The organism is endosymbiont of Ridgeia piscesae (genome assembly GCF_001443665.1).
GTDB classification, from domain to species: Bacteria; Pseudomonadota; Gammaproteobacteria; order Chromatiales; family Chromatiaceae; genus Endoriftia; species Endoriftia persephonae.
In genome coordinates this window covers 15,188-28,691 of record NZ_KQ557147.1, presented here as the reverse complement: position 1 = coordinate 28,691, position 13,504 = coordinate 15,188, and the positions used below count along the sequence as shown (strand labels likewise).

The window sequence follows — 13,504 nt, the reverse complement described above, 5'->3', positions numbered from 1 at the left end:
CTCCACTACATCTTTCCTTTTCTGATCACGCTGTTCTTTTATCGTAGCCATGGAAAGCAGTATACACTGCCAATACTTTCGGAACGATTAATATTCTTGTGGCAGGCTCTTAAGCTCGGCCCAGGAGTAGACTGGGCCCTTTACGCAGACGTAGTCCTTGCCCACGTTGCAACGGCCGCACTTGCCGACGCCACACTTCATCTTATTTTCAATCGTGGTGTAGATCTGCTCGTCCGCGAAGCCCAGCGCTTGCAGATTCTGGATCACGAACTTTATCATTATCGGCGGGCCACAAGTAATGGCGACGGCGCTATCGGGCGACGGTGCCTTGTCCATCAGGTTGGCCGGAACAAATCCCGTATGGCCCTGCCAGCCCTCTTCGGGGGTGTCCACCGAGAGTTGCACCTCGGCGGACTCCTTAAGCTTTTCGAAATCGGCCTTGTACATGATGTCGCTGGAGGTGCGGGCACCATAGAAGACGGTAATCTTGCCGAAGTCCTCGCGCTGCGCCACCGCTGTTTGGATCACCGGCCAGATCGGCGCCAGGCCGACGCCACCGCCGATGAAGACCAGATCCCGGCCCTTCCAGTCATCCAGAGGAAACTGGTTGCCGTAGGGGCCGCGGATACCGATGAGATCGCCGATCTTGGCGTCGTGGAAGGCGGTGGTGACCCGCCCCATCTTCATGATGCTGAACTGTTTATACTCCTTGACTAGCGGCGAGGAGGCGATCGATATCATCGACTCGCCCCTGCCGAAGATCGACAGCATGGCGCACTGGCCGCAGGCGTGCTCAAAACCGTCGTCGTTCGGGAACTCGACCTTGAAGGTCTTGATCGCCCGGGCGCCGCGGGTCTCTTCCTCAATACCGGTGATGCGCCCAATCTGTGGAAGATAGATGTTGTCCGTCATGCTTGGTCCACCCTCTCCAAGACCGCGACAATGTCGATCCCAACCGGACATTCCGAGATGCACCGGCCGCAGCCCGTACACTGTTGGGTCTCGTGGTTCTCGACGAAATAAAGGAATTTGTGGCTGACCCGCTGACGCAGGCGCGAGCCGAGGTCGCCCCGGGGGTTGTGTCCCGAGGTATGCATGGTGAAGTCTGGGAACTGACAGTTGTCCCAGGTCCTTACTCGCTCACCCTTGTCGGCGTTCGGGCCGGCCACTTCGTCGTTGATATCGAAGCAGTGGCAAGTCGGACAGAGGAAGGTGCAGATGCCGCAGCCGATGCAATGCTGCGCCATCTCATCCCACAGCGGGGAATCGAAGTGGCTGCGGATCGCCTCGGGAATGGCGTCCAGGTCGCTGATGGGGCGCTGGGGATGACTGCGTGATGCGTCGTGAACCTTTTTGACCTCGGCCAAATCGCCGTCATGAACCTCATCGAAGGCGTTGCGACCGCGCTCCATGATCTCCACTCCCTTCGCCGTGATTCCCTTGACGTGGAACCGGTCGCCCAGGTCGGTCATCAGGATGTCGAGGCCCTCCTCGGAGTGCGGCGAACCACCGACCGATTGACAAAAGCAGTTGGGGGAGTGGGGCTCGTTGCAGGCCAGGCCGACCAGGGTCAGCTTCTCCCGTCTTGCCCAGTAATAGGGATCCTCGAACTCTTTGCTGAACACCGTGTCGTTACGGGGCATGCCCCTGCCGTCACAGGGCCGCACGCCGAACACCACAGTGGGTTTTGGATTGGGCAGGGTCGAGGTCAGCAGTGGAACGCCGTCTTTCGTTTCGAAGCGGAAGAAAACCTCTCGTTGCGGGAAGGCGAACTCCTTGACGGAGCGAATGGTGTTGCTATGAGAGAGGTCGATATCGGCACCGGCATCAACTCTGGCATAGTTCCAAACCGAGTCGGCGAAGGCGGGGGCATGCACCTCACAGTCGTCGAGTGTATCGACCCACTCCCTGAGTTTTTCCTGGCTAAGGATCTTTTCCATGGGAGCTACCTGATGAAACTGTTGGGGTCTTCGTCCCGGAAGGACGAAAGCAGCGAGGGCTGTTCGATATCGTATCCTGCCTGGTACTCGAACGTCTCGAAGGCCTCCATTTCGAGCTTGGTGTTGAGCAAGCGAAGCGGGATGTTGACCGGGCAGACTCGCTCGCATTCACCGCAATCGACGCAGCGGCCGGCCAGGTGAATGGCTCGCGTCAGGAGGTAGACCGCGCTCTCGGAGGTGTTCGCCGAACGTTCACACCAGCGGATGCGGCTGGCTTTCTCCTCGGCGCTGGTTGCCGGTGTGATCACGAATGTCGTGCTGTCGACCACGCACTCTGGGCAGTAGCACATCGGGCAGACCGAGCGACAAGCAAAGCAACGCAGGCAGCGATCGAAGTGGCGGCCCCAGGTTGCCCAACGCTCATCCTCGGAGGCCTTCTCCGCTTCCTTGACGGCGCGGAAGGGTTCGTCGAAACCGCGTTTTTCGACTGCCTTGCCGAAGAGGACGTCATGCAGCTTTGGCGTAGCCGCCCGACATTCGAGACAACGATCGGCCAAAATCTCTCGTGCGGAGATGACGGTTTCGCTTTTACCACCGTGTATGCTGATCTTGAAGTCATCGGCGCCGGCGAATTCCACCCGGCTCGCTGTCCTGCCTTTCAGCTTGGCGGAGAGCTTCCTCGGGTCGATGACGCCCGTGCCTTCGCAGGAAACGCCGATCACCACCACGTCCTCGCGCTTGAAATAATTCTCCTGCAGCAAAACGCCGACAGCGCGGCTGTCGCAGCCCTTGGCGACGATGCCGACAGGACGGTTGTCGGGGGTCTTGGCGGCCGCCTGCTGCTTGCTGTCATTGACCAGGTAGAGCGCCAGATTGTTGAGGCAGGTGGGGTCCCACACCAGGCTTGCGGCTTCGGCCGCCGAGGTGATGGTGCAGGGTTCGGCCAGGGCGCCGGCGGTGCCCCTGCGAAAGCCGATCACGGACTTGACCTGCTCCTGCTCCAAGAGGCCGGCGGCGTAGTCGCGGAGTTCTTCGACATTGACCATCAGCGTTTCGCCTTGGTCGCTTTCGACGTCCTGACTGCTTCAGCACCTCCTGCACCCGCGGCATTAGTGCGTCTTTGCACGGCGAGTCTGTTCTGGGGGCCGAGCGTGCGGAGATCACTGACGAATTCTTCGACCACTTCCGCGAATTTGGCGCCCTCGGCGGCCGAGACCCAGGACATGCGGAAGCGATCCGATTCCAAACCGATGAACTGGAGCAGATTCCGCACCAGATACAGCTTGCGGCGGCTCAGGAAGTTCCCTTCCATGTAGTGGCAGTCGCCGGGGTGGCAACCTGAAACCAGCACGCCGTCCGCCCCCTTGTTGAAGGCGGAGAGGATATACATGGGCGACACCGCTCCCGAGCAGGGAATGGTGATCGGCGTGGCGTTTGCCGGATACTGGATGCGCGACACACCGGCCAGGTCGCTGCCGGCGGACGAACACCACTTGCACAGGAAGGCCACGATACGTGGCTCGAATTCCTGTGGTTCCGCTGCGGTGGATTGCGATGAGTTCGACACCTGAATCACCCTCCCATTATGCCGCCATTATGGCGCTGATCATTTCGTGAATCTGAAGCTGAGTGACGTTCTTGACGTCAATGGCGGCGCGCACGCAGACGCCTGCGCAGGAGCCGCACCCCTCGCACAGCACCTCGTTGACCCTGGCCTTGCCGTCCACCAGATCGATGGCCTCGAAGGGACAGGCATCGACGCACATCTGGCAGCCGGTGCAGTAGGGATCTCTGACCTTGGCCACCATTGGGCTGTGCGCCAGTTCATCCTTGGAGAGCAGGGCGATGACCTTACTGGCGGCGGCGCTCGCCTGGCTGACCGTCTCCGGGATATCCTTCGGTCCCTGGGCGGTGCCGGCGAGGAAGATGCCCGCAGTCACACTCTCCACCGGTTTTAGTTTCGGATGGGCCTCGGCCAGGAAGCCGTCCTTGTCGCGGCCGATCTTGAGGATCTTGGCGATCTCGGCGGTGCCCGTGGAGGGTTGCATTGCCTGGGCCAGGACCACCATGTCGGCGTCGATCTCGACGTTGCGTCCCGCCAGGGTATCGACGCCCAGCACCTTGAGCTTGCCGTCCTTCTCATAGACTTTGGAGACCCGACCACGCAGGTAGATCACGCCGTCATTCTCCATCGAGCGTTGCACGAACTCCTCGTAGCCCTTGCCGCCGGAGCGGATGTCGATGTAGAAGATATAGGCCTGCCCGTCGGGGACATGATGCTTGTAGAGGGTGGCATGCTTGGCCGTGTACATGCAGCAGATCTTCGAGCAGTAGGCGCAGTGGTTTTCCGGATCACGCGAGCCGGAACACTGGATGAAGACCACCTCCTTGGGCACCTTGTGATCCGATGGCCGCAGGATATGGCCCTCGGTGGCGCCGGAGGCTGAGCAGAGACGCTCGAACTGGAGGCCGTCGAGCACGTCAGTGTAGCGCCCGCCGCCGTATTCACCCAGATTTTCCATGCCGTAGAGATCGAAGCCGGTGGCGACGACGATGGCCCCCACCTCTTCCTCGGTGACGGTTGGCCGCTTATCGTAATCGATGGCCCCGACCTCGCAGACCTCCTCGCACTTGCCACAGACCACCGGATCGAGGCCCAGGCAGGCCTCTTCATCCAGGGTAAAGGAGGCTGGAATTGCCTGGGCGAAGGGGATATGGATGGCGCGGCGGTTGGTCAGGCCGACATCATATTCATTGGGTACGGCGACCGGACAGACCGGGGTGCAGTCGTCGCAGAGCTTGCACAGCTCGGGATCGACGAACTGCGCCTTTTTCTTGATCTTGACCTTGAAGTTGCCGACGAAGCCGGAGATGTTCTCCACCTCGCTCTCGGTCATCAGCTTGATCTTGGGGTTTTTCGAGACCGAGACCATCTTCGGTGAGAGGATGCACTGGGAGCAGTCGAGTGTCGGGAAGGTCTCCGACAGTTTGAGCATGTTGCCGCCGATGGTCGCCTGTTTTTCCACCAGGACTACGTCGAGGCCGGCATCGGTCAGATCGAGTGCGGCCTGAATGCCGGCGATGCCACCGCCAACCACCAGGGCCCGGCGTGTCACCGGAACGCCGATAGGCTCGAGCGCTTGGTTGCGTTGGACGCGACGCACCGCCGCACGGGTGATCTTGAGGGCCTTTTCGGTGGCCACCTCCATGTCATTATGGACCCAGGCGCACTGCTCGCGGATATTGGCAATCTCGCATTGAAAGGCGTTGAGGTCGCCCAGCTCGGAGGCGTCGCGGAAGGTCTTTTCGTGCAGGGTCGGTGAACAGCAGGAGATCACCATGCCATTGAGGTCGTTCTCCTTGATGGCATCGATTACGGCACCCTGGCCTGGGTCCGAGCACATGTAGACATAATCCTCGGAGAAAACGACACCGTCGTCTTTGGCCAGCTCCTGCGCGACCTTTTTGACGTCGACAGTGGCGGCAATATTTTTACCGCAGTGGCAAACAAAGACACCGGTGCGTTTTGTCATTTCGTTTCCCCAGTAACGAGCGGCTTCTTGTCCAGCAATTCGAGCCCGTATTCATAACCCTTGTCGAAGGCTTTCTTGTTGACCTCGAGAAATCGGTCCGGGACCAGCCCTGGCAGGGCCTGCTTCATCGCCTCCGGGGTCACGATCCTGGTGATGGCGGAGAAGCAACCGAGGGTCACCAGGTTGGCGAACAGGCGGTTGCCGAGATCTTCCGCGAAGCGGGTGACCGGTGCGGGATACATCTGGACCCGCCCGACATCCTCCTTAGGCTTGACCAGATCCGCCTCGTAGATAAGGATGCCGCCGTCTCTCAGCTTTGGTTCGTAGGTATCATGGGCATCCTGTGACAGTGCGATCAGTACGCCAGGCAGGGTCACGTAGGGATAGAGAATCCGATTTTCAGAGACCACTAACTGGGAGCTACAGGCGCCGCCACGGGCCTCGGGGCCAAAGCTCTGGGTCATGGTGGCGAACTTGTCGTCATACATCGACAGCGCCTTGCCGGTGATCAGGGCACAACGGACGATGCCCTGGCCGCCAAACCCGGAAAATCTGACCTCATGCATCAGAGTCCCTCCTCGTCCACGCCCATATCTTCGGCCATCATCTGGGCCTCTTCCTCGTCCAACAGGGCCTGTACCTTGGCTCTTTCCTCCGCCTCGCGCTTGGCCTTCTCCTCACGTTCGGGCTTGCTCATGCCATAGAGCTGGTAGTCGTCGCCCAGGACGTTGGCGTAACGTTCATTGACCGCCTCGTAGTAGGTCGGCTTCTCCTGCTTGACGAATCGGCCCATGGTGATATCGCTCTGGAAGTCGATGCCCACATCGCGAGTGTCGACCTCCTTCTCAACCCCTGCTTCTTCCTTGTAGTACTCGAGGGCATCGAGGCCGTCGCCCAGGCGATTGCGGCGCTGATAGAGCGTGGTGCAGGGGGCAATCACCTCGATGAAGGAGAAGCCCTTGTGGTTCAAGGCCTCGCGGATCGATTTGGTAATGTTGCGCGCATGCAGTGAGGTCCAGCGCGCCACGTAGGTGGCGCCGCAGGCGTCCGCCAGAAACGGCAGGCTGAAGGGATATTCGTAGTTACCGTAGGGGGTGGTGGAGGCATTGGCCGTCTGCGGTGTGGTCGGGGTTACTTGGCCGCCGGTCATGCCGTAGGTGAAGTTGTTGACGCAGATGACCATGATGTCCATGTTGCGGCGGGCGGCATGGATGAAGTGGTTACCGCCAATACCCGTGAGATCGCCGTCACCGCTGACCACCACTACCTTGAGATCGGGGTTGGCCAGCTTGAGGCCGGTGGCGACGGGGATGGCGCGCCCATGGGTAGTGTGGATGGAATCGAAGTTCACATAGCCAGCGACCCGACCGGTGCAGCCGATGCCGGAGATCACCGCCAGCTTGTCCATGTCAATACCGCTCTTCTTGACGGCCTCGGCGAAGGAGTTGACCACGGTGCCGATACCGCAGCCCGGACACCAGATGTGTGGCATCCGCTCCATGCGGAGGAAATCTGTCATCGGACTCTCTGCACGGAATTCATCGATATTTACTTCAATGCTCATTTGCTGGCCTCCATGATAGCGTCAAGGATGACGTCGGGATCATGCACCGCGCCTCCGCAATGGGGGACACTGACGACGCGGCACTGGCCGGCCGCACTGCGTTCGACCTCTCTTACCATCTGACCATAATTGATCTCCGGAACCACGATCGCCTTCACCTTGCCGGCCAGCTCCTGGATTCGCTTCTCCGCGAAGGGCCAGATGGTGATGAGCCGCAGCGATCCTGTCTTGATACCGGCCTCACGCGCCAACTGCACTGCCCGGGAGACGATCCGTGAGGTGATGCCGTAGGAGACGACGACGACCTCCGCGCCATCCACCTCATTCTCCTCGAGCCGGATGATCTTGTCGGCGTTTGAATCGATCTTCTCGATCAGGTGGGTGACAACCTTTTCGTTTTGCTCCACGGTCAGGTTTGGATAGCCACGCTCGTCATGGGTGAGGCCGGTGATGTGGAACCGGTAACCGTCACCCGCCTTGACCATGGGTGCGACATCCTTGCCGGTGAACTGGTAGGGGCGGTAATCCGCCTTAGGACCCTGGTGCCAGTTGCGCTCCACCACCCCGATCTCCTCGGCGGGTGGGATGACCACCTTCTCGTGCATATGGCCGACGGTCTCATCGGCCATGATGAAGACTGGGACTCGATAGGTTTCCGATAGGTTGAATGCCTCCACCGCCAGGTCGAAACACTCCTGCGGTGAATCTGGGCAGAGAGCAATAATCCGGTAGTCGCCGTGTGATCCCCAGCGTATCTGCATCATATCCTGTTGGGCGGGGAGGGTCGGCAGCCCAGTAGAGGGGCCGGCACGCTGGACGTCAGCGATCACCATGGGAGTCTCCGTCATGACGGCCAGGCCGATATTTTCCATCATCAATGAGAGGCCGGGACCCGAGGTTACCGTCATCACCTTTCGTCCACCCCAGGCGCCGCCAACCAGGGCAGCGATGGACGCAATCTCATCCTCCATCTGGATGAACAGACCACCAGCAGCAGGACAACGTTCGGCGAAGCGTTCGGCGGTCTCGGTCGAGGGCGTGATCGGATAGCCAGCGAAGAAGCGACATCCGGCCGCCAGCGCCCCTTCGGCAAGTGCGTGATCGCCGTCGAGGAAGTGAGAGCCCTCGAGTACGCCTTTTGGATCGGCGGCAGTCTTACGCATTCTCATTCTCCTCTTGTTCCGCCTTGCGGGTGACGTAAATGGCGAATTCCGGACAGATCGTCTGGCAGAAATCACAATTCCTGCAATCATCCGGCGATTTGACGAACGGGGGATGATATCCCTTGGCGTTATATTCAGATGACATGGCGAGGGCATCGGTCGGGCAATAATTGACGCAGAAGCCGCATCCCTTGCACCAAGACTTGTTGATGGTGACAACGCCGGTGATCTCTTTGATTTTGCCGAATGCCATCGTTGTTTTCCTCAGAGCAGGCCCTTCCCGGCCAGCAGGGGGCCGGGAGGTGTGTGATGGAGATCCAGCCTCAGTACCGACTCGGAACCCCCGAGGGCGATGGCCATCAGCTGCGAGAAATAAACGACCGGCATGGTATGGAAGTCAGAATGGAGCTTTAGAGTTGTCTCCTGGCGGTGGTCCAGATTGAAGGCGCACAGGGGACAACTGACTGCTACGGTGTCCGCACCCTGCGCCATCGCGGCACCCAGGATCCCGTAAGTCTTGTCGGCGACGATTTCGGGCTTGTCGACGGTCTGGTGGGCGCCACAGCACTCAGTCTTATGACTGAAATCCACTGGCTCGCCACCCAGGGCCGTAATCAGATCCTCAAGCACACTGGGGTTCTCGGTGTCGTCGATTGCCGCTTCATTGGGCCGCACCAGCATGCAGCCGTAATAACAGGCCACGCGTAGACCTTCGAGGGGCTTGACGACCCGCTCGCGGATGGCATCGAATCCGATCTGATTACGCACCACCTCCAGAACATGGAGGACGTCGACATCCCCTTCGTAATCGACCGGCTCGTCATACATGAAGGCATTCATGCGGGCCAGGTCTTCCTCATTGGCTCGGGCGCGATGATTGGCCCGTTTGAGGGTGTTGAAACACATGGAGCACCCGGTCATGAGCTGCGAGCTTCCCTCCTCCTTGGCGCGGATCAGGTTACGGATCGGCGCCACCTGGCGCATCAGATCGTCCGCGGAGAGGGAGTAGACGGTGCCGCAGCAGTTCCAGCGCTCCAACTCCACCGCCTCCACCCCAAGCCGATCCATTGCGTACAGAGTGGAATCCTCGAAGTTCCGGGCGTGGTTCTTTAGGGTGCAACCGGGATAATAACTGAGCTTCATGGGAATCCTACGAGGTAAACTTTCTCATGCTGCCGATGAGGGCAATGGGTGGGATGGCGCGCAGATCCTCCACGAAAATCTTGTCCACTTGCAGGTGATCCTGCCGTGCGCGCAGCTTTACCTGGCGCAGGGACTCGATCAACTCGGCGATCCGAACCCCCTTGGGACAGCGTGTATTGCAGGTCAGGCAGGAGACACAGAGCCAGATCGCCTCGCAGTTGAGCAGATCCTCCTCCATTCCCAGTTGCGCCAGCCGAATCATCTGGTTCGGCGGGATGTCCATATAGGCGGCCATGGGACAGCCGGCGGAACATTTTCCGCACTGGTAGCAGGCCATGAGATTCTGATCGGCGAGCCTCTGAACCTTGGTCGTGAATCCGCTGTGGACCTTGTCTCTTGAGACGTGCACCGTCATGAGATTTCTCCCGCGCCCGTGATGAACAGCAATGGGCCGATCACTTGCCCTCCTTCCCTTTGCCGCAACCACAACCGATCCGGCTGCGCAGTATGGAGTGACGTGCCGGGATATTGCCGAGGCGGGCTAGCTGCTGGAGCCTGACGTCCTCGGGGGTATAAGAGGGCAGAATCACCGGCGAAATCAGATCGCTGTCGATGCCCTGTTCCATCATCTCCCCGGCATAGGCCGTCACATGATCCAGGCTGAGCTTGCCGAGCTTTGCCGACTTGGCGTATTCACTGGCCTGCCTGCCGACACGGCGACCGAAGACGTTGTAGTCGAGCACCGAATTGCCCATCAGACGGTTGCGGCCGTGGACGCCGCCTGAGGCCTCCCCGGCGACGAACAGGCCCGGAATATTGGTCTCGCAACGCTCGTTGATCTCGACGCCGCCGTTCTGATAGTGCAGCGAGGGGTAGATCAGCATCGGCTGCTTGGTGATGTCGATGCCGTAACGGTCGAACGCCCGACACATGCCGGGGAACTGGTGCCGGGTGTAGCCTTCGCCGTGGATCATGTCGATGATCGGTGAGTCCAGCCACACCCCGGTGCGACCGGCGGCGGTGTCGACGCCGTTGTTGCGTTCGCTGCTGCACTCTCGAATGATGGCAGCGCTCTCCACGTCGCGGGGCTCGCGCGGGAAGACGAAGAGTTCGCCGTTTTTGTTCAGCGGCTGGCCGCCGGCGCCGCGGATCTTCTCGGTGATCAGGAAGCCGGCAATCTGCTCGGGGTATACAGCCCCGGTGGGATGGTACTGGACCGAATCCATGAACTTGAGGTTGGCGCCGGCCCGATAGGCCATGACCAGCCCGTCGCCGGTGGCGCCGTAGTGATTGGTGGTGGCGAAGCCGCGAATATGCAGCCGCCCGAAGCCGCCGGTGGCGATCACCGTCGCTTTGGCCCTGACCACCAGGAACTGCTCGGTATCGAGGTTGTAAAGGATGGCGCCGGCGCACTGGCCCTTATCGTCCAACAGCAGCTCGATGGCCGGCTCGAATTCACGGATGGTAATTTTGTCCGGGTGGTTCTCCACCTCGTCCATCAGCGTGCGCATGATGACGGCGCCGATGTAGTCGCGGCAGGAGACCATGCGCTTACGCGAGGTGCCGCCGCCGTGCATGACCTGGAGTGAACCGTCCTCCATCTTGTCCCACATGACGCCCAGATTCTCCAGCTCCCTGACCACGTCTGGGCCGTCCTCGGTCAACGCGCGAACCAGTTCCGGCTTGTTGTCGAAATGGCCGCCGCCGATGGCGTCCAGATAGTGGCGGGTCGGTGAATCCTGGGCCGCGACGGCGGCCTGCATGCCGCCCTCGGACATCATGGAGTTGGCGTCGCCAAGACGGAGCTTGGTGGCGATCATCGAGTTGACACCGTTCTTCATGGCGGTGATGGCGGCCCAGCAGCCAGCTCCGCCGCCGCCGATGATCAGCATGTCAGTCTCGTAATCGGGGTTGGCGAGATGCGCCTCCACCCGCTTCGGATCGACCATCGAATGGGCTTCGAGGAGTTCGGTGATCTCGGTGGTGAGCTCCTCGTTCTTGTTGGGTCCGATCCGGATCCGGCTGCGCGCGGCGGAGGCGGAATCGGGATGGAATTTCGATAGCACGTCTTCCCGTTCCGCCGCGTTCATCGGTGGATAGACCGGCTCGCTGCCCTTCGCGAGTTCCAGCCTTTTGGGTCGAGTCTGGTCTACCTTTTCAAGCAAACCTTTCAAATAATCCGGATACATTCGTCTTCTCCGAAAGCACGCTTGTCGTCGATGCGAAACCGACCTTTAAACGCCCCGAAAGTGGTTTTGTTTTACCTTCCCGAATCCCACCGGGAAGCGTGCTACTCCATATCCCGCGCGTAATACCGCTCGCTGAGGGCCTCTCTGTCCAGGGACATCAACTCGGCATACTCGCCGTTGTACTCGCCGTCCTTCATCTGCTGGAGGCGACTATCGAGTTCCTTGCTCTCCTTGCGCAAATAGCGTCCGTAGAGGCGCTTGCCGAGGATGCCGACCTTGTGCTGGATAATCTCGGCGGGGCAGCGCAGGGCGCACAGGCCGCAAGCAACGCAGTCGTAGGAAAGCTCCATGAGCTCGGCGATGTCGCCGCGCATGGCCGCCTGGATGTAGTCCATGACTTGAAGCCCCTGCGGACAGGCTTTGGTGCAGGTGCCGCAGGCCACGCAACGGAAGGTGGCCGGATAGAGCTGTTTGATGGTGTCGACGTCGGGAGTGAGTTCCTCTAGGTCGTAGACCGCTTTCTCTAAAGGCACTGAGGGTATCTGGGAGAGCGCCATGCCGTCTTGGACCAGGGTGGTACAAGCAAGGCCGGTATGGATTCGATAGTCGCCGGGCAGCCGGTAGATGGTGCCGCAGGCGCCGCAGAAGCCCTCGCGACAGCCCGCGCCGCGGATGATCTGCTGGCCGCTGTGTTCGATGGCCCGCATGATCGTGGCGTCCTCGGGAACCTGAGCGGGCTTGCCCATGATGGATACGGTGACCATGCGCGCCTGGGGTTGCCCCTGTTTGTCGGCATCGCTCACGGCCTTGCTCTCGCTATCGGCTTCTTTTTGCTGTTCGCCACTCATAGGGATTTCTCCACCCGTGCCACATTCAAACCAAGTCGGTCCGACTCCGGCCCCAGACTGCAAACCCGGATACCAACTCCGTCAACCTCGGTCTATCGGCTGCTTCATCCGGCATGGCCGGGGGGGTTCCGCAGTAAAAACGTCGGGAATTCACACATCAAATCTGTGGAATTAGGGGCCGATACTACCACTGCGAGTTTTGTATATTCAATCTCTGAAATTTCAATTCTTTTGACAAATGTCAATGCTAATAACAGAGACTGACCTCGCAGAGTATCAACAGCAGCTGGATCAGCTGGGAGAGTCACGCCTTGGATAAGACCTACGGGGGAAAAGCGCAAGGCAAGGGAATATAACCACCACTGGTTCGGCAGAGTTTTCTATCATCCACAACTGGGCCACTACCTGCTGCAGTCCATCGCCCTCGACAGGCCCCTCCGCCTTGAGCAACACCGAACCGGGGTAGGGGTGTAACAGGGCGATGATGCGCTGGCTCTTGCCACCGCCTTCTTGATCAGCTCCACCCATCGATTCTTTGCCCGTCTCTCCGAGGTGCCGTTGTCAGCCACCGGACGATCTTCACCATAATCCCGGGCCAACAAGCGATCCGCTTGAACGCCGTGCTCCAACAGCCAGCGCCGTGCACTCGCAGCACGGTGATCCGAGAGATTCAGATTGGCTTTAGCCTTGCCCTGACTGTCGGTATGTCCTGCAGCCTCAAGCACCAGATCAGGATAGTTGTTCAACAGGTTGAGGGCTGGCTCCAGTGCAGCCTTGGATTTGGGTTTCAGGGTGGCCGTGGTGGTATCGAAAAAGATCCCCTCCAGGGTGATCTTCCCCAGGGCATCCAGCTCCGCCATCATCCGGTCGACATTGAAGACCAGCTCCTGCTGCATGGCTGCCGTATCCACGATCTTCAGATCGATCTTGCCATCCTGGGTATGGAGATAGGCTGTGCTGAGTACAGATTCCGGGGAGGCTACACGGAAGCTCAGCAGGAGAGCTGTGCGCCGGGCCAGGCTCTGATAAAGGGGTGATTGGGGATGGCGCGCTTCTTCCCAGCGCCTTAACACTTTGCGGAAGACAGAGTTGGAGACGCTGCAGATGGCAGTTGCGGGCAAGAG

At 60.0% G+C, this 13,504-nt stretch carries 14 protein-coding genes; all 14 read right to left on the bottom strand.

The features are described from left to right. Positions 1 to 87: 87 nt before the first annotated feature. The 14 genes from Ga0074115_RS13660 to Ga0074115_RS16915 all read right to left on the bottom strand — a co-directional run bounded on the left by Ga0074115_RS13660 (position 88) and on the right by Ga0074115_RS16915 (position 13,501). The gene (locus tag Ga0074115_RS13660) at positions 88 to 912 is read right to left on the bottom strand and encodes an FAD/NAD(P)-binding protein (protein ID WP_057957094.1); all 825 of its coding nucleotides are present in this window, start codon (positions 910 to 912) and stop codon (positions 88 to 90) included. Then, complete coding sequence (locus Ga0074115_RS13655) at positions 909 to 1,940, bottom strand: 4Fe-4S dicluster domain-containing protein (protein ID WP_060528624.1); 1,032 nt, start codon at positions 1,938 to 1,940, stop codon at positions 909 to 911. The genes Ga0074115_RS13660 and Ga0074115_RS13655 overlap by 4 nt, the downstream gene beginning before the upstream one ends. Positions 1,941 to 1,945: 5 nt before the next feature. Further along, positions 1,946 to 2,986, bottom strand: a complete 1,041-nt coding sequence (locus tag Ga0074115_RS13650; protein ID WP_057957092.1) for a 4Fe-4S dicluster domain-containing protein — start codon at positions 2,984 to 2,986, stop codon at positions 1,946 to 1,948. Beyond that, positions 2,986 to 3,516 carry a hydrogenase iron-sulfur subunit gene (locus Ga0074115_RS13645; RefSeq protein ID WP_057957091.1) on the bottom strand — a complete coding sequence of 177 codons (531 nt, stop codon included), beginning with the start codon at positions 3,514 to 3,516 and terminating at the stop codon, positions 2,986 to 2,988. The genes Ga0074115_RS13650 and Ga0074115_RS13645 overlap by 1 nt, the downstream gene beginning before the upstream one ends. A gap of 7 nt (positions 3,517 to 3,523) precedes the next feature. Continuing rightward, positions 3,524 to 5,473, bottom strand: coding sequence for a CoB--CoM heterodisulfide reductase iron-sulfur subunit A family protein (locus tag Ga0074115_RS13640; protein ID WP_057957090.1), 1,950 nt, complete (start codon positions 5,471 to 5,473; stop codon positions 3,524 to 3,526). Next, entirely contained in the window at positions 5,470 to 6,039 is a 570-nt protein-coding gene (locus Ga0074115_RS13635; RefSeq protein WP_005965508.1) for a 2-oxoacid:acceptor oxidoreductase family protein, read from the bottom strand. The genes Ga0074115_RS13640 and Ga0074115_RS13635 overlap by 4 nt, the downstream gene beginning before the upstream one ends. Further along, positions 6,039 to 7,037 carry a 2-oxoacid:ferredoxin oxidoreductase subunit beta gene (locus Ga0074115_RS13630; protein ID WP_057957089.1) on the bottom strand — a complete coding sequence of 333 codons (999 nt, stop codon included), beginning with the start codon at positions 7,035 to 7,037 and terminating at the stop codon, positions 6,039 to 6,041. The genes Ga0074115_RS13635 and Ga0074115_RS13630 overlap by 1 nt, the downstream gene beginning before the upstream one ends. Further along, a complete protein-coding gene (locus Ga0074115_RS13625) occupies positions 7,034 to 8,200 on the bottom strand; it encodes a 2-oxoacid:acceptor oxidoreductase subunit alpha (protein WP_006475391.1) in 1,167 nt (388 codons plus the stop codon). The genes Ga0074115_RS13630 and Ga0074115_RS13625 overlap by 4 nt, the downstream gene beginning before the upstream one ends. Then, positions 8,193 to 8,453, bottom strand: coding sequence for a 4Fe-4S dicluster domain-containing protein (locus tag Ga0074115_RS13620; protein ID WP_005965512.1), 261 nt, complete (start codon positions 8,451 to 8,453; stop codon positions 8,193 to 8,195). The genes Ga0074115_RS13625 and Ga0074115_RS13620 overlap by 8 nt, the downstream gene beginning before the upstream one ends. Before the next feature lie 11 nt (positions 8,454 to 8,464). Beyond that, positions 8,465 to 9,343 carry a CoB--CoM heterodisulfide reductase iron-sulfur subunit B family protein gene (locus Ga0074115_RS13615; RefSeq protein WP_060528623.1) on the bottom strand — a complete coding sequence of 293 codons (879 nt, stop codon included), beginning with the start codon at positions 9,341 to 9,343 and terminating at the stop codon, positions 8,465 to 8,467. A 7-nt stretch (positions 9,344 to 9,350) separates the two neighbouring features. Next, a complete protein-coding gene (locus Ga0074115_RS13610) occupies positions 9,351 to 9,758 on the bottom strand; it encodes a 4Fe-4S dicluster domain-containing protein (RefSeq protein WP_057957363.1) in 408 nt (135 codons plus the stop codon). 40 nt (positions 9,759 to 9,798) lie between these two features. Beyond that, positions 9,799 to 11,532: an FAD-binding protein gene (locus Ga0074115_RS13605; protein WP_060528622.1), complete on the bottom strand. Its 1,734-nt coding sequence runs from the start codon at positions 11,530 to 11,532 to the stop codon at positions 9,799 to 9,801. Between the two features lie 101 nt (positions 11,533 to 11,633). Continuing rightward, positions 11,634 to 12,380, bottom strand: a complete 747-nt coding sequence (locus Ga0074115_RS13600) for a 4Fe-4S dicluster domain-containing protein (RefSeq protein ID WP_082626909.1) — start codon at positions 12,378 to 12,380, stop codon at positions 11,634 to 11,636. Positions 12,381 to 12,781: 401 nt separating this feature from the next. Further along, on the bottom strand, positions 12,782 to 13,501 hold the full coding sequence (locus tag Ga0074115_RS16915; RefSeq protein WP_232433108.1) for an OmpA family protein: 720 nt from the start codon (positions 13,499 to 13,501) through the stop codon (positions 12,782 to 12,784). Positions 13,502 to 13,504: the final 3 nt, after the last annotated feature.

Excerpts from the sequence above, each read along its gene's own strand:
- Ga0074115_RS13660 (WP_057957094.1), bottom strand. The coding sequence starts at position 912 with ATGACGGACAACATCTATCTTCCACAGATTGGGCGCATCACCGGTATT.
- Ga0074115_RS13655 (WP_060528624.1), bottom strand. The coding sequence starts at position 1,940 with ATGGAAAAGATCCTTAGCCAGGAAAAACTCAGGGAGTGGGTCGATACA.
- Ga0074115_RS13650 (WP_057957092.1), bottom strand. The coding sequence starts at position 2,986 with ATGGTCAATGTCGAAGAACTCCGCGACTACGCCGCCGGCCTCTTGGAG.
- Ga0074115_RS13640 (WP_057957090.1), bottom strand. The coding sequence starts at position 5,473 with ATGACAAAACGCACCGGTGTCTTTGTTTGCCACTGCGGTAAAAATATT.
- Ga0074115_RS13635 (WP_005965508.1), bottom strand. The coding sequence starts at position 6,039 with ATGCATGAGGTCAGATTTTCCGGGTTTGGCGGCCAGGGCATCGTCCGT.
- Ga0074115_RS13630 (WP_057957089.1), bottom strand. The coding sequence starts at position 7,037 with ATGAGCATTGAAGTAAATATCGATGAATTCCGTGCAGAGAGTCCGATG.
- Ga0074115_RS13625 (WP_006475391.1), bottom strand. The coding sequence starts at position 8,200 with ATGCGTAAGACTGCCGCCGATCCAAAAGGCGTACTCGAGGGCTCTCAC.
- Ga0074115_RS13620 (WP_005965512.1), bottom strand. The coding sequence starts at position 8,453 with ATGGCATTCGGCAAAATCAAAGAGATCACCGGCGTTGTCACCATCAAC.
- Ga0074115_RS13615 (WP_060528623.1), bottom strand. The coding sequence starts at position 9,343 with ATGAAGCTCAGTTATTATCCCGGTTGCACCCTAAAGAACCACGCCCGG.
- Ga0074115_RS13610 (WP_057957363.1), bottom strand. The coding sequence starts at position 9,758 with ATGACGGTGCACGTCTCAAGAGACAAGGTCCACAGCGGATTCACGACC.
- Ga0074115_RS13605 (WP_060528622.1), bottom strand. The coding sequence starts at position 11,532 with ATGTATCCGGATTATTTGAAAGGTTTGCTTGAAAAGGTAGACCAGACT.
- Ga0074115_RS13600 (WP_082626909.1), bottom strand. The coding sequence starts at position 12,380 with ATGAGTGGCGAACAGCAAAAAGAAGCCGATAGCGAGAGCAAGGCCGTG.